The following is a 19363-nucleotide window of genomic DNA, read 5'->3' as shown; positions in this document are numbered from 1 at the left end:
GATGGCGTTTTCGGGGGAATAAAAATGAAAAGGAATAAATTAGTCACTAAATTATTATTTATTTTATTTACAGCATTGATGATGATTTTAGTTCTTAATCAAACAGCTTTAAACGTTAAAGCTTTGAGTACCGGTGACTATTCGGCTGCTGAAAAGGTTTTCGAAAATTATGATGGTATCACGAACTGGAAATTGCAAAGCAACTCTCCATCTAATAATATCGGAAATATACCTATCGGTGGTGATGTTTCACTCGGTTATACTTTTGGTGCTGCTCGTGACTCTACTGGTAAGATTGTAGCTGGTGACAACACTATTACTAAGCAGAGCGCCTACACTATGAATAACAGTGTGCCCAATGTCTCTAATGGTAAAATAAACATTTTTTTAAATTACAATGGAAAATATTATGGAATATTACATCAGGGAACTGATTCATATAATGGAACTGGAGGTTCACCACAAAATGCCTCTGACTCTTCAATTGATTATGCCCTACTCACTGGTAATGGAACTTCTAATTACTATTCAGGTATGAATGTACTCACTAACCTAAGCGAGATTGACTCTTCCGCTAAAACTTACAAGCAATATTACACAGGTACAGATGCTAATGGTGTAGCTGCGTTTAAACTTTTGGGATATTACTCTAAAAGAAGTGTCTTTGTTGAAATAGTTCTCAAAGCTTCAATAACAGGTGCCCCCATTGTTCAACGTGAATTATATGTCTATAATCCATCTTCAAGTACCTCATCAACACAATTTCAGACATTCTATGGTGAAGATACTGGATTGAATCCTAATAATGGTGATACCACTGTTGATAACGTCCCAATGTACGCAATTGGTAATGGACAGGGATTATACTTGATGAGTGGTTCAAATTATCAACCAGCTTCAAAATTATTTGTTACTAACAATATTAATGGTGGTTTCCAAGATTTCATGGGTAGGATTCTCTCTAACCCAACTGATTGGAGCGTTAAAGGTAAACAAAATAAAAGTACTTCTGACATTACAGCGCCTAAACTCCCTTGGGCATCAAATCCTACTAGTGATCAAGATGGTGACACGAATGACGCTGCCGGTACCAATCTTCTAATCTCTAATGGTTATAACGTTGTAAATTCTGCTGGCCTTCAAGATTCAGCTTATACTCTCAGATGGCCGCAAACTAACCTATCCCCTGGTCAAGTAGCAGAATTCTCGTCTACTATCGGTGCAACTGTTGCAGGTTATGCTGTCCCTATGGTAAGTAAAACATACACCAATTTAACGTCACCCAACAGTACAGTAAATCATGTCGGAGATAAATTAAGATTTAGTTTGAATGTTAAAAATGAAGGTTATCAATCAGCATGGACTTTGACCAAAATTCTTGATAATATGCCTGAAGGTTTGACAATAGATAAAAGTACAACACAAAGCACATTAATAAATGGTGATGCAATTGACTTTAATCCTAATACTAATATCAACAGTGACTCTGGGGTTACGAGTGCTTCCTACACTTTCGATGCAACAATAAATAATCAAGCCCCATATTATTTGACGAATGGTAATTTGACTAATACCGCCTATTTTACAGGTAACAATGTTAATCAAAGTGATTCTAAAACGTATAAGGCAAGCATTGATGTCCCAGTTGAAACACCTACTTTCAAATATCGTTTCACTAAACAAGTCAGAAATGACACAACAGATCCTAATGGTACCTTCTCAAGCAAAACTACTGGTAAAAAAGATGACATAATTGAATACAACGTCAACTTTACCAGCAATGGTACTAGCACTTTAAGTGGGGCTAACTTTGCCGATAGTTTACCTGACGGACTAGAGTTAGTTCCTGGCAGTATAACATTAGACGGTACAGCTAAAGATAGTTTGAATTTCTCAGTTGGATCATTATCTAATAATTCTACTCACGTAATTTCGTTCAAAGCTAAAGTTACTGGCATAGAGGCATCCACAGCTTCCAATACTGCCTATCTAAACAATGTTTTAACTAATACTGGACAACAATACAGTAGTATCGCCACTGAAGCTCCTGCTGACGTCGATATTGAGGCTGCTCCATTGACAACTTCATTCGTAGAAGTACCAACAACCATCGACTTTGGTAGTGTCAACAGTGCTGCACTTGAACGTACTCTTTCTAACGTCAGTACAACTGGTAAATTAATTATCACTCACACCGCTGACACTCCTTTTCAAGTAAACGTTAGTTATGATAATAATGGTGATCACCCTATTGCAAGCAATGGTACAAAATTAATTCAAGATAACGGTGAATCATTACTATTCAATCAAGCAAATAGTGATACTGACAATAATTGGTATCCCCTTACACCAGATCCAGTTCCTATTAAAAGCGATGGATTCAGTGGATCACTTACCAATTACGACCTATCCAACTATGTCGGAGCTAATAAATGGAAATTACGTGTTCCTGCCGATAGCAAAGCTGGAGCTTATAGTGGTCAAGTAACTTGGTCTATGAATGATAGTATTCAATAACTGAAGGTTAAAAGTTTATTTAAGTATGCCGTTTCCAGAGCTGAGAGTATTCAATTTCTTTAATAGCAGGAACAGTAAATAAAGACTTATGTTTATTTAAATAAATTATCTCTAAGCCTGTAATAATAATGGTTAGATTAATTTCTCACCTTTCAACCATTAGTTCAATATTATACAAAAAAACGGAATCAACAATCAGAAATGATTATTGGTCCCGCTTTTTTGTATAATATTTTGTGTCAGATGCTTTTTCCTATTTTAAATTTTTAGTTAATTTTCTTGCTTAATGATTTCAGCCGGAATATCAGCTTCCGAACAAATCAAAGCAATGACATATTCAATTGTTTCTGTATCATCCCAATCGGCTGACAAATCCAAATTGACCTGACGACCGTCGTTCAATTTCAACTCCAAATAGTAGGGCGTTGGCAAGTGAAACATAATCTTCTTAGGAGCATTAAATGAGCCTCCTAGAATGTTACTAGGAGCATTCATCTCTTTACCAACAACTACTGTTAAACCTTTTATATCGTTAAATTTTAACGCCAGTTGACTTTCGCTAAACGGAAACATAACTGACTGCAATCTAATGCTGAAATTTAAATAATCGTAGCTTTTGATACCCTCGTCATTGATTTCCCAATAACCATAAAAATCATCCATTGAACGTGCATAGAGTAAAGCTGCAATAACCAAGGCTGTAACGCCTAGAAGTACCGCTAACAAAGTAATTTTTGTAAATACAAATATCAATATTCCCACTAATAACCCGACAACCAAACTCACCGTCATAGGGACATAGTTGATCTTACGACCAAATTCAATACTATCCATTATGATTCTCTCTTCTATTTTCTATTCGACAATAACTCATTTTATACTTTTATATGGCAGATAGGAAATATTACCTGATTTTCCGCCTCCGGACGACAGTAATATAAACATTGCTGTGACAGTTCTAAATTCAATTTATTTAAATATTAAAAGATCACAATTGTACATTCTTATTATTGAAAAACTAGTTGGAAGAGCTGAGAGTATTCATTTGCAGCGAAAGTAGCGTTATTGCTTCAGCAATTACACCACCGGGCGAGTTGGAGACTCGCGGGTTTTGCGAGGCTTCAACCGAGGTTCGAGACCGCTCCCCAGGCTCGGGCCGTTCCGCGCAGCAATTGAATACTCTCAGCTCTGGAAACGGCATACTTAACTAAACTTGTAACCTTTAGTTCAAAACAAAAAAACGTCAATAGAATTAATCTACCGACGTTTATAATTGTTTAATTTTAATGGATTACATCATTCCGCCCATACCACCGGCAGCTGGGTTAGCAGCTGGTGCAGCAGGAGCATTCTTATCAGGCTTGTCAGCAACAACGGCTTCAGTTGTCAACAACAATGAAGCAACTGATGCAGCATTTTGCAAGGCTGAACGTGTTACCTTAGTTGGGTCGATGATTCCGGCGTCAACCATGTTTTCCCACTTGTTAGTTGCAGCATTGTAACCAACTTCATTCTTTTCGTTCTTAATGTGTTCAACGATAACTGAACCTTCCATACCAGCATTTTCAGCAATTTGACGGAGTGGTTCTTCAAGAGCACGGGCAACGATATTGATACCTGTTTGAGCATCGCCTTCAGCTTTAAGAGCTGTGACTTTGCCAAGAACGTTCATGAAGGCTGTACCACCACCAGCAACGTAACCTTCTTCAACAGCAGCACGTGTGGCGTTTAGAGCATCTTCAATTCTGTACTTACGTTCTTTCAACTCAGTTTCTGTAGCAGCACCAACTTTAACAACAGCAACACCACCAGCTAATTTAGCTAGGCGTTCTTGTAACTTCTCTTTGTCAAAGTCTGATGTTGAGTCACTGATTTGCTTCTTAAGTAAATCAACACGTTCGTTGATAGCAGCCTTGTCACCAGAACCTTCAACAATAGTTGTGTTGTCCTTTGTAACAGTAACTTTACCAGCTTGACCTAATTGATCCATTGTTGTGTCTTTTAGTTCAAGTCCAAGATCTGAAGTAATTACTGTAGCACCAGTCAATGTGGCAATATCTTCAAGTTGAGCCTTACGACGGTCACCAAAGCCAGGAGCTTTAACAGCAACAACGTTGAATGTACCACGGATCTTATTCAAAACAAGTGTTGGCAATGCTTCACCGTCAATATCATCAGCAATGATCAATAGTGACTTACCTTGTTGAACGATTTTTTGTAGTAATGGCAAAATATCTTGGATATTTGAAATCTTCTTGTCAGTAATCAAAATGTAAGGATTGTCGAGGTCGGCTTCCATCTTGTCATTATCGGTAACCATGTATTGTGAAATGTAGCCACGGTCGAATTGCATACCTTCAACAACGTCTAAAGTTGTATCGATACCCTTTGATTCTTCAATTGTGATAACACCATCGTTACCAACTTTTTCCATAGCGTCAGCAATCAATTTACCAGTTTCTTCACTAGCTGATGAAACTGAAGCTACTTGAGCAATATCATTTTTTCCAGAAACCTTGTGAGAAATCTTGTGAAGTTCATCAACGGCAGCCTTAGTAGCCATTTCGATACCACTTCTGATTCCAACAGGGTTAGCACCAGCAGTAACGTTCTTCATACCTTCTTTAACAATTGCTTGTGTCAAAACGGTAGCAGTAGTAGTACCATCACCGGCAATATCATTTGTTTTTGAAGCTACTTCAGAAACAAGTTTAGCACCCATATTTTCGAAATGATCTTCTAATTCAATGCTCTTAGCAATTGTGACACCATCATTTGTGATCTCAGGTGAACCGTAACTCTTTTCAAGAACAACATTTCTGCCCTTAGGTCCGATTGTTGTCTTAACTGTGTCAGCTAGTTTGTTAACACCATCTAGCATCTTTGAACGTGCATCTTCTGAAAATTTAATTTCTTTAGCCATTAATTTCCACACTCCATAATTTAAAATAAAATTTATTGTTTAATTTTTAATTAGTCAACGATTGCCATGACATCTTTTTCATGAAGGATTAAATATTCATTGTCTTCATACTTAACTGTTGAGCCTGCATATTTATCAAAAAGAATCTTGTCACCTTTTTTAATACTCATTGGTAATTTAGTACCATTATCAGCAACTAACCCGTCACCTACGGCAACAACTTCGGCCGTTTGGGGCTTTTCTTTAGCGTTGTTTGCTAAAACAATGCCACCAACTGTCTTTTCTTCTTCTTTATCGACTGTTACAATGACTCTATCTCCAAGTGGTTTTAACAATTTAAATACCTCCAGTAATATTAATTCAATGTTTTTTAATTTATTTAGCACTCAACTATCTCTTGTGCTAATCACAAGTTTTATATTAACATTATATTGTGAAGTTGCAAGTATTTACCTTTAAAAATATGGGGGAAATTATGTCTTATCGAACAAATCAGTTTTTCACATTGCTGGCCTACATCCTGTTATTATCGTTGGGAACTATTCTGACGACATTCTCTATCACAGGCTCAGCCTACTTTATCACCATCACTATTGCGTCCATCGTCGTCGCCGGTCTAATGATTTATTTGGTCAAAGAAAGTGGTCCTTTAGAATTTGAGAAAAAAACTACCTTGAACCACGATCTACAGTGGATCATCTTAGGAACCGTGGGAGCATTGGTCGTTCAATTCGGAATTGGCTTTGCTGATAAATTATTATTCCACGCCAGCACCGATTCACAAAACACACTTAGTTTATTGTTGATGGTTAAAGAATATCCATACTACTTCATTTACGTGATGATTGCTGCACCGATTATGGAAGAAATCATCTTCAGAAGAGTCTTCTTTGCCAATCTGATCAAGCCAACTAACATTTACTTAGCTGCGATTATTTCAGCATTTATGTTTGCGTTTATGCATCAGGATACAAGATTTTTGGTTTACGTCTTTATGGGGCTTTGGTTCTCATACGTATATTACAAATCGGAAAATATTTATGTCAGTGCCGGCAGTCATATTCTTATGAATGCTATTGTTTTAACACTGGGGATAATGTAATTCCTATCTGCCGCCTCCGGTTTCGAGGGAGATGAAGTTGCCTGCTGTGGGACCGACTTGAGCCAAGGTCTCAAGTCTCGATTTTGAGCCGAGAACCACGTCTCAAAATACGTCCTGTGCTGTAAGGTCGGAAAATCACCGGCCTAACACCACTACCACTGCTGGCAAGTTCACTCCCTCGAAACCTCCGGCTAATGTATTATAGGATTTGATGTTACTCTTCGCTAATATATATAAATTACGAAAAATAAATAGAAGATATCCACAATTTTTAAAATATTGTGGATATCTTTTTGTTTGTCTTTATTTATGACTACCCAAAAAAAACAGCCTACCATTTCGGTAAGCTGTTCTTGTGTGTTTAAATTGTTTTTCGACTACATGGAGTGCTTATTAGTCCCCACGTGTATATGATTCAACGTACTTCTTCCGCTTTTCCTCATCGAATTCCTTTTCACTCTTAGCAATGATAACTGTAGCTAGTGAATTTCCGACAACATTAACGGCTGTACGTCCCATATCTACGAGACGGTCGATACCTGCAATGAAGGTCAAACCTTGCATTGGTACACCAATTGTTGATACCGTGGCTAAGAGTACAACAAACGATGCTCCGGGCACTCCGGCCATCCCCTTAGATGTTAACATCAATACCACAACAAGGGTAATTTGTTGCCCTATGGATAAGTGAATATTATAGGCTTGAGCCAAGAATAAGGCTGCTAATGATTGATAAATTGCTGAACCATCGAGGTTAAATGTATATCCGGTTGGAATTACAAAAGAAACGATACCCTTAGATGATCCGTAATCTTGCATTTTTTCCATCATTTTTGGCAATGCTGCTTCAGAACTGGCAGTGGTAAATGCAAGTGTAACTTCATTTTCAATAATTCTAAATAATTCATAAAATCTAACGTGGAATATGTGTCCCACAATTGCCATCACGACAAATACAAAGAATGCCATTGTTGCATAGGCGATCAGAATAAACAGTGCTAATGGCTTTAGCGAATTGAATCCCATTTCCCCGACTGTAACTCCAATCAAAGCACAGACACCAATGGGAGCTAAACGCATGACCCAGTTAGTAACTTTAAACATTACATTAGCAACAGCATTTAATACATCGGTAATGATTTTCCCCTGCTTACCAATTGAGGCTGTCCCTAATCCAAAGAGAACTGAGAAAAAGATAATTGGTAACATATCACCCTTGCCCAAGGAAGCAAAGATGTTAGTTGGAATGATACCCATTAGAATTGACCAAATACCCGAATGTTTAGCCGTTTTGGCGGTTGCTGTATATTGACTAATATCCGAACCTTTTAGGCTATGAATATCAATATAGGTACCAGGGTGGGTAACATTAGCCACTACAATACCAATAATAATCGCTAATGTAGTCATAATTTCAAAATAAACTAATGTCTTCAATCCGATTCGACCGAGTTTCTTGATATCACCCATATTAGCGATTCCAACGGTCAAACATGAAATAACAATTGGCAAAACAATCATTTGAATCATTGAAATGAACATCGTACCAATATTCTGCATTACCTGTATAGCAATCTTATTTTGGTAAAATACCTGTCCTAAAACAATACCTAGGATCAGACCAATAATAATTTGCCACCCTAGACTAACTCGAAAAAATCGTTGTCTTTGCAATTTTAAGTCCCCTTTTGAATTAACATATCTTTAAGTATAGAAGATTTTTTAAGAAATAGGAAAGTGATAGCGATTTCAAATTAAAACTTTTTTCATTTTATTAGTCGTTCCGAACATTGTTTATATGTAACGATGATATTGTTCTATTTTTCCTTATTTTTAGGATAAAAAAATACAGAATATACGGATTTATTTTTCCGATATTCTGTATTTAGTGAATGATTTTTTGTTTTTTTATTAGAATTTGGTAATTTTGTATAGGATTATTCGAAATATTAGAATCGATTTTAATTCCAATATGTTTTTCCCGTCTGTGGGTTTAAATATTTGATTTTATTACTTGGGTTGGGTGGGCAGCGGCTCTAAAACGAGTTCCACAGGCCAATTTCTTCCGCTTTTCATAACTAAGTGAATCGTCCGCTAAGTTCGGCGTACAATTCACTTAGTTACGAAAATGCTCGGAAATTCCCGGGCCTGCTCCACTCTCTCTAAGCTTCCCCAGATTCTGATGCTATTATATCCAAATCTCCATCTAGTGTCCAAGCATCAACTGTTGCTGGAACAATCAAGTGGATACCTTTCTTCAAGTCGTAATCCTTGCCATCAACGGTAATCTTTCCTTCTCCATTAATAACTGAAATCAAGGTATACTTACCGATTTGATGATGTAATTCGACTGGTTCTTTGATTTCCCAGTGATAAACTGAGAAGAATGGTGAAACTGGTGGTTGAACGAAGGTTGTGAATTTATTCTTGCCAACTTCTTTTGATTCAATGTTCAATTGTGGATCTTTATGAGGAACTGTTATTGTATCTTCTGACTGTTTAATGTGAAGATCACGTTTCTTGCCTGTTTCCTTTTCAACACGGTCATAGTCATACAAACGATATGTCGTATCACTGCTTTGTTGAGTTTCAAGTGCCATAATACCTTTATTCAGGGCATGTACAGTACCACTTGGTACGTAGTAGAAATCACCGGTCTTTACTGGAACTTTTCTTAACAAATGGTCCCAGTCGCCTGATTCGATCATTTGGTCGAGTTCAGCTTTATTCTTCGCATTGTGACCATAAATCAAGTATGAGCCTGGTTCAGCATCAATGATATACCAGCATTCTGTCTTACCTAATTCATGCTCATGTTTTGCAGCATAGGCATTGTCAGGATGAACTTGAACTGAAAGACTAGCTTCGGCATCCAAAATTTTAGTCAACATTGGGAAGACTTTCCCCTTGGGATTGCCAAATAATTCACTATGATTTTTCCATAAATCATCAATAAATTGTCCAGCAAATTCGCCGTTTTCAACTTCTGATCTACCATGTGGATGTCCAGAAATAGCCCAGCATTCACCAATGGCTCCATCAGGAATATTGTATCCAAATTTTGTTTCAAGCTTTCTGCCGCCCCAGATTTTTTCGTGGAAGACAGGTTTCAAAAATAATGGTTCACTCATAAAAAAATTCCTCCAAAAGATTTAATTTGTTTCATCTGTTGTTAAAGACTTATCGCGGTCTAGGAAAAAAATCAGTGTCTGCAATTCATTTGCCAAATCGACATAATGAACGCGGATGCTGTTTGGAACGTTGATAATAACTGGTGTAAAGTTCAAAATTCCACGAACTCCAGCATCTGCCAACAAGTCAGCAGTCGTTTGTGCAGCGTTTGATGAGACTGTCAAAATACAGACATCAATCTGTTGTAAGTTCAGTTGTTCCCTTAATTCACTAATATCATAAACGGGAACACCGCTCTTAACTGTTCCGACAATTTCTTTATTTATATCAAAAGCTGCCGCAATTCGAACATTATTCGTTCGAGAAAAGTTATAATTTAGTAAGGCGTTACCTAAATTACCGACACCAACCAAAGCTACATTGGTCCGCTTATCTTGATTCAACAGCTTCTTAAAGAATACTACTAAATCGTTTACATCGTAGCCGTATCCACGTTTTCCAAGAGCACCTAGATATGAGAAGTCACGTCTAATTGTAGCACTATCAATCTTGACCCCTTCTGATAGTTCACCAGAGGAGATTTTTTTTGTGCCTTCGTCTTTGAGAAACTGGAAGTAACGATAATAAATTGGTAAACGCTTTATTGTTGCGTTTGGAACAGTTGTTTTTGTCATAATTTACCACCATATGTGTGTCATTTCACTAACATTCATAGTAAATAAAAATCACTAAAAACGCAATACGTTAATCCTATAAAGACATAAATTATTAATTAATGATAAAATTGTGAATACATAAAGGAGTTATATTTTGATTTTATTACAAGCACAAAGCATTACAAAAAATTTCGGTACTAAGAAACTCTTCTCCAATGTCAGTTTCGAGATACAAGACAACAGCCGTATTGGTTTAGTCGGCCGAAACGGAGTTGGAAAATCTACCTTATTGAAGATTATATCTGATCAAGAGAGTTATAACAGTGGCAATATTGCACTAAAAAAAGACACTAATATTGGTTATTTAGCACAAGACTCTGGGCTTGATAGCGACAATCAAATCTTTTTGGAAATGGAAAAAGTTTTCGATTATCTCAAAGCTCAAGAAAAAAAGATGCATGCTCTGGAAGAAAAACTTGCTAATCCAAATATTGACGACTATGACGATATCCTCAAACAATACGATCAATTGCAGAATACTTTCCGCCAAGAAAATGGTTATGGCTATCAGTCAGAAATCCGCAGTGTCCTCAAGGGATTCGGCTTCGATGAAGATGTCTGGGAACATAAGATTTCAACCCTTTCCGGTGGTGAGAGATCTCGTTTAGCAATGGCTAAAATGCTTTTGGAACATCACGATATCTTGCTTTTGGATGAACCAACTAACCATTTGGATATTAATACCGTCGAATGGTTGGAAAGTTATCTCAAAGGCTATCGTGGCGCTTTAGTTATCGTTTCCCATGACCAATACTTCCTTGATAAAGTGACAACTGAAATTGTTGAAATCAATCAACATTCCTCGACTCACTACTCTGGAAACTATACTTTCTACTTAGATGAAAAGAAGAAGAATCAAGCTGTTGCATGGAAACATTACGAAGAACAACAAGCAGAAATCAAGAAAACTGAAGAATACATTCAAAAAAATATAGTCCGTGCTTCCACAACTAAGATGGCACAAAGTCGTCGTAAAAAGTTGGAACATATGGATATCTTAGACCGTCCTGGCAGTGACCAAGGTTCTGTTCACTTCTCATTTGAAATTGATAAAGAAAGTGGCAATGATGTCCTCTTAGTTAAAGATGCTGCTATCGGTTATGAAGATGAAATAATGTCTGAACCAATCAATCTGGATGTAAAAAAAGGTGAGCGCGTTGGTATTATTGGGCCAAACGGTATTGGTAAGTCAACATTTCTCAAGTCGATTCTCGGTCGTATTCCACTGATCAAGGGAACCAGTCAATTTGGTGCTAACGTTCAAGTCGGATACTACGACCAAAACTTAAAGGGACTTGATCCTAAAAAAGATGTCCTTCACGAAATTTGGGACCGCTATCCACGACTAGATGAACAAATCATTCGTAAGAAATTAGGGGCTTTCCTATTCAGTGGTGATGACGTACTAAAACCAGTTGCAGGTTTATCTGGTGGTGAAAAAGCTCGTTTAACTTTGACAAAACTATCTATGGAAAATAACAATTTTCTCATAATGGATGAACCAACTAACCATTTGGATATCGACAGTAAGGAAGTTCTTGAAGACGCCTTGAAGAGTTTCCCTGGTACCGTTCTGTTCGTTTCTCATGACCGTTACCTCTTGAACACGCTTGCCAGTAGAATTGTAGATATCAGTTCTCAAGGTAGCAAAATCTACCTTGGTGATTATGATTACTACTTAGAAAAAACTACCGATCAACCTGTCACTGAGGAAGATGAAAAACCTGCTAATGTCAGTGAAAAAAAGATGGAGTATCAACAGTCCAAAGAACAACAAAAACAAGAACGAAAGATCCAGCGTCAAGTTGAAGAACTCGAAAGTAAAATTGCTGACCTAGAAGATAAGAATGCTACCATCCAAACGGAAATGACTAAGGATGAAAACTTAACCTCTTACAGTAAGTTAGCCGATCTTCAAAAAGAGCTTGATGAAAATAAAGCTCAACAAGATACGCTTGAAGAACAATGGACCGAAAAATCAATTGAACTAGAGGATTTTAAAGGTTGATAGGACGATGTTTACAGAATTGAAAGTTTCCATCTTTCAACTTTTCAAAAAAGCATTGTAAAGCATCATGTGCCCTAATTTGGGACACATGATGCTTTTTTATAAAATTTAGTACTACCTGTTAAATTAGGTTTATATTTGCCATAACATATAAATTTTGCTAATCTGAATAAAATATCTTTTTCAGAGAGGAACCCCCCTTTATGAATATAAAACGGGATAATATCTTTATCCGCTTTTTCAAAGGTGTGATCATCGCCTTAGGATTCATTCTTCCAGGAGTTTCTGGTGGTGTTTTGGCGGCTATTCTTGGTATCTATGAAAGATTGTTGACCTTCATGGCCCATATTCGTCAAAATTTCAAACGTGATTTTCTTTATTTCTTACCCATTGGTATTGGTGGTATCGTCGGTATCGGTGTCTTATCCAAACCATTGGAATACTTACTTGCCAATTATCAAATGATTGTTCTATGGGGCTTTGCTGGTACGATTCTTGGAACAATGCCTACTCTTATTCGTGAGTCCACTTCTCAGACCAAGCGTGACAAATTTGACGTCATCTGGTTTTTATCGATGTTAATTGGTGGAGGAATTTTTCTATTCTTCATGAGTGAAATTTTTGGTACTATCCCCGCCAATTTCTTCGGCTTTCTTATTGCTGGAATATTGATTGCTCTGGGTGTTTTAGTTCCCGGACTTAGCCCATCGAATTTATTAATTATTCTAGGACTATACTCCCCGATGTTAAAAGGCTTCAAATCCTTTGATCCCTTAGTATTTATTCCAATTACTCTGGGTGGTATCATCTCACTTTTAACATTTTCAAAAGCAATGGAAAGTCTAATCAAGCATCATCATTCAAGGGTCTATCACTTCATCCTAGGTATTGTTTTAGCAAGTACCATTCTGATTTTAATACCCAATCCATATTCAACTGAAAGTATTTCATACCAGAATGTCACAGGGTCAGATTGGCTTTGGAGCATTGGTCTCTTCATTCTGGGAGCTATCTTGGCCCTTTGGATGAGTCGTTTAGAAGATAAATATAAATAACGTTGAGATTAATTTGGTTAAACGTTAGCCGTCTCCAGGGCTGAGAACATTCACCTGCTATGCGGACCGATTCGAGCCTGAGAAGCGGTCTCGAATCTCGGTTTGAAGCCTTTCCACAGACCGGAAAGTCTCCAAACTCGCCCGGTGGTGTAACGGCTAAAGCCGTAACGCCACACCCACAGCGGGTGAATATTCTCAGCCCTTCCGACTAATTTGTCTGTTTTATTAGACAGAATAGTTTCTGATGAATTCAATTTTTCACTTACAGATAAACTACGCAAAATGAGTTGTATCACACTTAAAGAACCAAATAATTAGGTGTGATACAACTCATTTTTTTGTTTTAATATTTATTGATTAACACAAATACTTTAAAAAAGATTATTAGTGAAAAAAGATTAATGAAATACCTAAATATAACCGTTATTGTTACAGACATAGAGTTAATTTATTTAAATAATTATTAGTCTTAGTTTTCAACCCCAAAAACAAATTAGTTGGAAGAGCTGAGAGTATTCATTTGACGCGAAAGTGGCGTTATTGCTTCAGCAATTACACCACCGGGCGTGTTGGAGACTTACCGGACTTTGGTAAGGCTTCAACCGAGGTTCGAGACCGCTTTTTGGCTCGGGCCGTTCCGCGCAGCAATTGAATACTCTCAGCTCTGGAAACGGCATACTTAACTAAACTTTCAACCTTTAGTGAAATATTTCTATAACCAAATTTAAGAAAGAACCATCCAATTTCTCAACGTTATTTTTTTAGATAATCATTTTTAATTTTATAGGAAGTTGTAAGATGGTCATCCTCAATAGCTTGAATCGAGTCGGCGTACTGATTCTCAAAAGTCTGATTATTACCAGCTTTCAACGTCTCAATACCCAATAGATCTTGGTAATGGAAAACTTGTTTCATTGTAAACTTATTTCCGGAAAGTAAGCCTAATATTGGAAAGTCATTCGTTTGTTCGGTTACGAAATGCATCACATTGCTAAATGTCAATTTATCGTTCTCACGTGGATTGGGTACGTATTCACTCAAAGCACTATTTTCAAACTTGAAATCAACTGGATCAGTCAGGCCATTACCCCACTTCAAATTCCAAGTTTTATCATCATGATCATATCTAACTTGATGCCATGATTCATAGTTTAAAGATGAAAAAATGTCTTTAGTAGATTCAAAAATAACAGCGACATAATTATAAACACGGACATTATTCTCAAAGGTTACATTAATTAATGGAATAAAAATATGATTTTCATCGACAAATGTTTGAAAATCAATCACTTTTTCTAGGATATATGTTTTAACATCATGGAACTTTGCGTCTCGTTTTTGAACGTAGTCAAAGGCGGGAATTTCATAAACATGATTTTCATTATTTGAAGTTTTTGTATAAATATTATCGGTTTGATCATCATACTTTAAAATTACGTATGAAATCTTTGTTCTGGTTTTCATGAATACACCTCTCATACTTTGTACCACAATTCGATTAAATAATTAAGCAATTTTGTCAAAAAACATAAAAAAATACCGATACGAATATCAGCATTTTGAGAATTAATTTTTAAATGAATGGATAGGCGCAGGAATTCTACCGCCTCGATGAATGAATGCTGCTGGACTATTAGTATTGACCGCCATCACAGGTGCACGTCCAAAGAGTCCTCCAAATTCAACTTCATCGCCGACCTTTTTGCCAGTAGCAGGAATAATTCTAACGGCAGTCGTCTTATTATTTATCACACCAATGGCGGCTTCATCAGCAATCATCCCGCTAATAGTTTCAGCAGTCGTATCACCAGGAATAGCAATCATATCAAGGCCAACTGAACAAACAGCAGTCATCGCCTCAAGTTTTTCAATATTCAAGTTACCAGCATTGACGGCACGAATCATTTCAGCATCTTCAGATACCGGGATAAAAGCACCTGACAATCCACCAACATGTTCACAAGCCATGACGCCACCCTTTTTAACTGCATCATTCAGCAATGCTAAAGCAGCTGTTGTTCCGGGGGCACCGACACTTTCTAAACCAATCTCTTCAAGAATCTCAGCTACAGAATCGCCCTCATTCGGCGTTGGGGCTAATGACAAGTCTACTATACCAAATGGCACGTCCAAAGCCTTAGAAGCTAAATCACCAACGAATTGGCCCATTCTGGTTACTTTGAACGTCGTCTTCTTGATGGTTTCAGAAACAACATCAATTGGTTGACCCTTAACATGTTCAAGGGCACTCTTAACAACTCCAGGTCCACTGATACCAACATTTATAACACAGTCAGCTTCACCGACACCATGAAAGGCACCCGCCATAAATGGATTATCCTCAACCGCATTGGCAAAAATCACCAAACTCATACAATTGACCGGATCAACTTTTGCCAAATCTTTAACCACTTGCCCCATCTGACCGATTGCATCCAAGTTAATACCTGAACGAGTCGAACCAACATTGACTGAGCCGCAGACACGACTTGTTTCCGTCAAAGCCTGTGGAATCGATTGAATCAGTTTAACATCACCAGACTGATAGCCCTTTTGAACAAGTGCTGAAAAACCACCAATCAAATCAACTCCTAAATCCTTTGCGGCTTGATCCATGGTTTTTGCGTAAGCCACATAATCCTTATCATCAGAAGCTGCTGCAATCAGAGAAATTGGCGTTACAGAAATTCGTTTATTAACGATTGGAATTCCATATTCCGATTCAATTTGATTAGCTACTTTCACAAGATTCTTAGCTTTAGTCATCAATTTATTATAAATTTTTTGACGGGCCTTTTCACCATCACTATCAATACAATCAAAGAGTGAAATACCCATTGTGATCGTACGAATATCGAGCTTTTCTTCCGAAATCATCTGAATTGTTTCTAAAATCGAATTAGTTTCCATGGCAGCCTCCTAAAGTTTCTGAATCGCATCAAAGATCTCTTCACGTTGAATGTGAATATCCAACCCCGTGGCCTGACCTAATTCGTTCAAACCATCTTTGATCGTATCAAATTTAGTGGCATCATCCCAAGTAACCATCATCATCATAGTAAAGTTTTCTTGCATCAAAGTTTGCGAAATATCAATAATATTAACATCAAGTTCGGCCAACTTAGTCGAAACTTTAGCCACGATACCAACCTGGTCGTGACCCAAAACTGTCAGAATAGCTTTCATAGTGATCCCTCATCTTTCGATTGTTTGAGGTAATCTTATATTATTTGGTTTGTGGGGGCAATAGGGAGTTTTAGATGAGTATAAAAAAATAATCCTAGACCATATGTGTAAAGGTCTGGGATTTTTTTACTATTTCTAAATTTTTTAAGGTACAAAAGCGAATCTTTATCTACTGTATAATTACATTTATGAACTTTATTGGCATTTAAATATTAAACTTTGAAGACCAATCAACCGTCATATATCAATAACCTAGAGCCCTCAAACACAAGAGCCGGAGGTTGGCAGTAATATAGCCTGCAGTACAAGTGGCGTTAGGGCTTTAGCCCTTACTCCACTGACGTATTTTGAGATTTGCGGTTTTTGCAAAGCTCAAAATCGAGGTGAGAGACCTTGGCTCGAACCGGTCACACCGCAGGCTATATTACTGCCAACCTCCGGCGGAAAAACCTATTCCATATCAAAATCCAAACTAGGATCAGCATTTAAATCCAATTCCGCAAAGTCACCTTTGTCATATTGAATCTGAGCCATAGCGCCAATCATAGCCGCATTATCACCACACAAACGCAATGGTGGGAATACCAATTCCATATCCATATTGCGCTTTTCAATCTCTTCAGCCAGACGTTTACGCAAGCCTTGGTTAGCTGAAACCCCGCCACCAACGATCAACTGCTTAACTGGATGTAACTTCAAAGCCTTGAAAGTTTTATTTACCAAAATATCCAAAACGGCTCCTTGGAAACTGGCAGCCAAATCATCTTTATTCAGCTCTTCATTAACTTGATCAGCATGGTGAACGGTATTTATGAAGGCACTCTTCAAACCACTGAAACTGAAGTCTAAATTATCTTCTTGAACCATAGCTCTAGGAAAATTGAAAGTATCATTTCCGACAGCAGCCATTTCATCGACTTTCTTACCGGCTGGATAATTGATTCCTAGCACACGACCAATTTTGTCATATGCCTCCCCAACAGCATCATCGCGAGTATCGCCCAAGGTGTGGAAAACTCCAGGAGCTGTGACCAAAACTAATTCCGTATGTCCACCGGAAACTAACAATGACATGAATGGGTACTGTAATTCCGTCACAAAATTAGCGGAATAAATATGTCCTGCCAAGTGATTTACTTTGATCAATGGCAAATTATGCGCAAAAGCTACCGTTTTAGCAGCCATAATTCCAATCAATAATGATCCAACTAATCCAGGGCCATAAGTAACAGCAACTGCATCAAGATTCTCATAACTGACTTTTGCTTTGTCCAAAGCTAAATCAATGCACTTAGTAACTTCTTCAACGTGATGCCGGCTGGCAACTTCTGGTACGACGCCACCAAAACGCTGGTGACTCTTTATTTGTGTTGCAATAATATTAGATAAGATTTCCTTACCGTTTTTGATAACAGCAACTGATGTCTCATCACAGCTACTTTCAAACGATAATATTAATGTATCTTTTTCCACAGTAATCTCCTCACAAATCAACGATCATTTCCCATGCATCGTGATGATTTCTAAAATAATACTTTTTATGCACAGTTCGAACTTTAAAACCAAAGGCCTCATATAGGGCCAACGCTGAATCATTAGTCACATCCACTTCTAGTGACATCTTCTGATAGGTGCGATTGCGACAGTAATCAAAAGCCTCATTCAACAGTAAATGACCGATTCCCATAGTTTGGTAATCAGCATGTACAGCTAAATTAGTAATATGCGATTCAGTCTTGTCACCTAACGAAATACCGATAAAGGCAATCACCCGATTATTTTCTACTAACGATAAATAAAGTGCATTCTTATTATCGATCTCCATGCGGACGATATCGATGGGCCAAGGTACTGGAATCGGATAAATCGTCTCCTGAATATCCATAAACTGAATGGCATCCTTTTGAATAGCTTTTCTTAAAGTGAACTTTCGATCATCAATTGAAACTATTTGTTCTTCAAAATCAAATTTCGCAGTTTTATTTAAAAATAAACCCTTAAACTTCTTCAACATAAGAAACATTGCCATCATCCTTATGTCCTTTGGCATACCAGTCGTGTTCAGCTTGCGTCAAACGTAAATATGTTGGAATAAAATCATCAATATCTGTGACTGGTTTCTTTGACTCAGCTAACTTGGCAAGTTTGGCTGCATCTGGCAATGAATCTTCAACGGTAATAATTTTGGCGTTTGGAAACTGATTTTGAATTAACTCTTGTAATCTTGGTGTAGCGTTGATAAATTCCAATTGATTTTCATCATATTCCTTCAAAGCCTCAAAAAGTTTCTCCATTGAAGTGTGATGATCCCCAATAATACTTACAAATTTATCTCGCGAGTTTTGATACACGCCGGCAAAGGCATTATCATTTCTCGCATCCATCAATGGAACCAAAATATGTGCTTTGTCTCCGTCGGCGGCCAGCAATTCAAGGCTGGAAACTCCAACTAGATTTTTATGCAAAGTATCGGCTAAAGTTTTGGCAACTGTAACAGCAATTCTGACACCGGTGTAAGAACCAGGTCCCTTAGCAACAGCAATTAAATCAATATCATTGATCGTCAAATTGGATTCAGTTAAAGCTTTTTTAATATCTGGCAAAATAGTGACGCTATGAGTCTTCTTTTCAGTCGACTCCAAATGAGCTAAGACCTTGCCATCAACTACAACGGCAACGGATAGCGGCTTATTAGATGTATCAAATGCTAATATTTTCATATTT

16 protein-coding genes are annotated in these 19363 nt (G+C 37.4%); 4 read left to right on the top strand and 12 right to left on the bottom strand.

What is annotated here, in order from left to right; translation table 11 throughout:
* The first annotated feature begins 24 nt into the window (after positions 1–24).
* Positions 25–2517: a DUF11 domain-containing protein gene (locus FFM71_RS05645; protein WP_137611196.1), complete on the top strand. Its 2493-nt coding sequence runs from the start codon at positions 25–27 to the stop codon at positions 2515–2517.
* Between the two features lie 270 nt (positions 2518–2787).
* On the opposite strand, the gene FFM71_RS05640 is transcribed toward FFM71_RS05645, so the two are convergent.
* The 3 genes from FFM71_RS05640 to groES form a co-directional block, all read right to left on the bottom strand.
* Positions 2788–3351, bottom strand: coding sequence for a hypothetical protein (locus tag FFM71_RS05640; RefSeq protein ID WP_137611195.1), 564 nt, complete (start codon positions 3349–3351; stop codon positions 2788–2790).
* A 457-nt stretch (positions 3352–3808) separates the two neighbouring features.
* Positions 3809–5440, bottom strand: a complete 1632-nt coding sequence (gene groL, locus FFM71_RS05635) for a chaperonin GroEL (protein WP_137611194.1) — start codon at positions 5438–5440, stop codon at positions 3809–3811.
* Positions 5441–5490: 50 nt separating this feature from the next.
* A complete protein-coding gene (gene groES / locus FFM71_RS05630) occupies positions 5491–5775 on the bottom strand; it encodes a co-chaperone GroES (RefSeq protein ID WP_057892210.1) in 285 nt (94 codons plus the stop codon).
* Between the two features lie 140 nt (positions 5776–5915).
* Here groES and FFM71_RS05625 point away from each other — a divergent pair, with 140 nt between their 5' ends.
* Complete coding sequence (locus FFM71_RS05625) at positions 5916–6542, top strand: CPBP family intramembrane glutamic endopeptidase (protein ID WP_137611193.1); 627 nt, start codon at positions 5916–5918, stop codon at positions 6540–6542.
* A gap of 393 nt (positions 6543–6935) precedes the next feature.
* On the opposite strand, the gene FFM71_RS05620 is transcribed toward FFM71_RS05625, so the two are convergent.
* The 3 genes from FFM71_RS05620 to FFM71_RS05610 form a co-directional block, all read right to left on the bottom strand.
* Complete coding sequence (locus tag FFM71_RS05620) at positions 6936–8216, bottom strand: cation:dicarboxylate symporter family transporter (RefSeq protein WP_137611192.1); 1281 nt, start codon at positions 8214–8216, stop codon at positions 6936–6938.
* A gap of 488 nt (positions 8217–8704) precedes the next feature.
* Positions 8705–9673 carry a mannose-6-phosphate isomerase, class I gene (gene manA / locus FFM71_RS05615; RefSeq protein WP_137611191.1) on the bottom strand — a complete coding sequence of 323 codons (969 nt, stop codon included), beginning with the start codon at positions 9671–9673 and terminating at the stop codon, positions 8705–8707.
* Between the two features lie 21 nt (positions 9674–9694).
* A complete protein-coding gene (locus FFM71_RS05610) occupies positions 9695–10348 on the bottom strand; it encodes a redox-sensing transcriptional repressor Rex (RefSeq protein WP_137611190.1) in 654 nt (217 codons plus the stop codon).
* Between the two features lie 136 nt (positions 10349–10484).
* Between FFM71_RS05610 and FFM71_RS05605 the strand changes: the two genes are divergently transcribed.
* Both FFM71_RS05605 and FFM71_RS05600 read left to right on the top strand, forming a co-directional pair.
* Positions 10485–12398: an ABC-F family ATP-binding cassette domain-containing protein gene (locus FFM71_RS05605; protein ID WP_137611189.1), complete on the top strand. Its 1914-nt coding sequence runs from the start codon at positions 10485–10487 to the stop codon at positions 12396–12398.
* Positions 12399–12601: 203 nt separating this feature from the next.
* A complete protein-coding gene (locus tag FFM71_RS05600; protein WP_137611188.1) occupies positions 12602–13453 on the top strand; it encodes a DUF368 domain-containing protein in 852 nt (283 codons plus the stop codon).
* 753 nt (positions 13454–14206) lie between these two features.
* On the opposite strand, the gene FFM71_RS05595 is transcribed toward FFM71_RS05600, so the two are convergent.
* The 6 genes from FFM71_RS05595 to tsaB form a co-directional block, all read right to left on the bottom strand.
* A complete protein-coding gene (locus FFM71_RS05595; RefSeq protein ID WP_137611187.1) occupies positions 14207–14917 on the bottom strand; it encodes a hypothetical protein in 711 nt (236 codons plus the stop codon).
* A gap of 102 nt (positions 14918–15019) precedes the next feature.
* Positions 15020–16363 carry a PFL family protein gene (locus FFM71_RS05590; RefSeq protein ID WP_137611186.1) on the bottom strand — a complete coding sequence of 448 codons (1344 nt, stop codon included), beginning with the start codon at positions 16361–16363 and terminating at the stop codon, positions 15020–15022.
* A gap of 9 nt (positions 16364–16372) precedes the next feature.
* Entirely contained in the window at positions 16373–16639 is a 267-nt protein-coding gene (locus FFM71_RS05585) for an ACT domain-containing protein (protein ID WP_137611185.1), read from the bottom strand.
* Positions 16640–17089: 450 nt separating this feature from the next.
* Positions 17090–18112, bottom strand: a complete 1023-nt coding sequence (gene tsaD, locus FFM71_RS05580; RefSeq protein ID WP_137611184.1) for a tRNA (adenosine(37)-N6)-threonylcarbamoyltransferase complex transferase subunit TsaD — start codon at positions 18110–18112, stop codon at positions 17090–17092.
* Positions 18113–18122: 10 nt separating this feature from the next.
* Complete coding sequence (gene rimI, locus FFM71_RS05575) at positions 18123–18662, bottom strand: ribosomal protein S18-alanine N-acetyltransferase (protein WP_137611183.1); 540 nt, start codon at positions 18660–18662, stop codon at positions 18123–18125.
* Complete coding sequence (gene tsaB / locus FFM71_RS05570) at positions 18637–19359, bottom strand: tRNA (adenosine(37)-N6)-threonylcarbamoyltransferase complex dimerization subunit type 1 TsaB (RefSeq protein ID WP_137611182.1); 723 nt, start codon at positions 19357–19359, stop codon at positions 18637–18639. Before tsaB ends, rimI begins: the two co-directional genes overlap by 26 nt.
* Between the last annotated feature and the right edge of the window lie 4 nt (positions 19360–19363).

Source organism: Companilactobacillus huachuanensis (genome assembly GCF_005404815.1).
Lineage (GTDB): Bacteria > Bacillota > Bacilli > Lactobacillales > Lactobacillaceae > Companilactobacillus > Companilactobacillus huachuanensis.
This window is presented reverse-complemented; position numbering and strand designations above follow the sequence as displayed.

What these genes read in the sequence shown, in the direction of transcription:
- FFM71_RS05645 (WP_137611196.1), top strand. Translation starts at nt 25, where the DNA reads ATGAAAAGGAATAAATTAGTCACTAAATTATTATTTATTTTATTTACA.
- FFM71_RS05640 (WP_137611195.1), bottom strand. Translation starts at nt 3,351, where the DNA reads ATGGATAGTATTGAATTTGGTCGTAAGATCAACTATGTCCCTATGACG.
- groL (WP_137611194.1), bottom strand. Translation starts at nt 5,440, where the DNA reads ATGGCTAAAGAAATTAAATTTTCAGAAGATGCACGTTCAAAGATGCTA.
- FFM71_RS05625 (WP_137611193.1), top strand. Translation starts at nt 5,916, where the DNA reads ATGTCTTATCGAACAAATCAGTTTTTCACATTGCTGGCCTACATCCTG.
- manA (WP_137611191.1), bottom strand. Translation starts at nt 9,673, where the DNA reads ATGAGTGAACCATTATTTTTGAAACCTGTCTTCCACGAAAAAATCTGG.
- FFM71_RS05610 (WP_137611190.1), bottom strand. Translation starts at nt 10,348, where the DNA reads ATGACAAAAACAACTGTTCCAAACGCAACAATAAAGCGTTTACCAATT.
- FFM71_RS05600 (WP_137611188.1), top strand. Translation starts at nt 12,602, where the DNA reads ATGAATATAAAACGGGATAATATCTTTATCCGCTTTTTCAAAGGTGTG.
- FFM71_RS05595 (WP_137611187.1), bottom strand. Translation starts at nt 14,917, where the DNA reads ATGAAAACCAGAACAAAGATTTCATACGTAATTTTAAAGTATGATGAT.
- FFM71_RS05590 (WP_137611186.1), bottom strand. Translation starts at nt 16,363, where the DNA reads ATGGAAACTAATTCGATTTTAGAAACAATTCAGATGATTTCGGAAGAA.
- FFM71_RS05585 (WP_137611185.1), bottom strand. Translation starts at nt 16,639, where the DNA reads ATGAAAGCTATTCTGACAGTTTTGGGTCACGACCAGGTTGGTATCGTG.
- rimI (WP_137611183.1), bottom strand. Translation starts at nt 18,662, where the DNA reads ATGTTTCTTATGTTGAAGAAGTTTAAGGGTTTATTTTTAAATAAAACT.
- tsaB (WP_137611182.1), bottom strand. Translation starts at nt 19,359, where the DNA reads ATGAAAATATTAGCATTTGATACATCTAATAAGCCGCTATCCGTTGCC.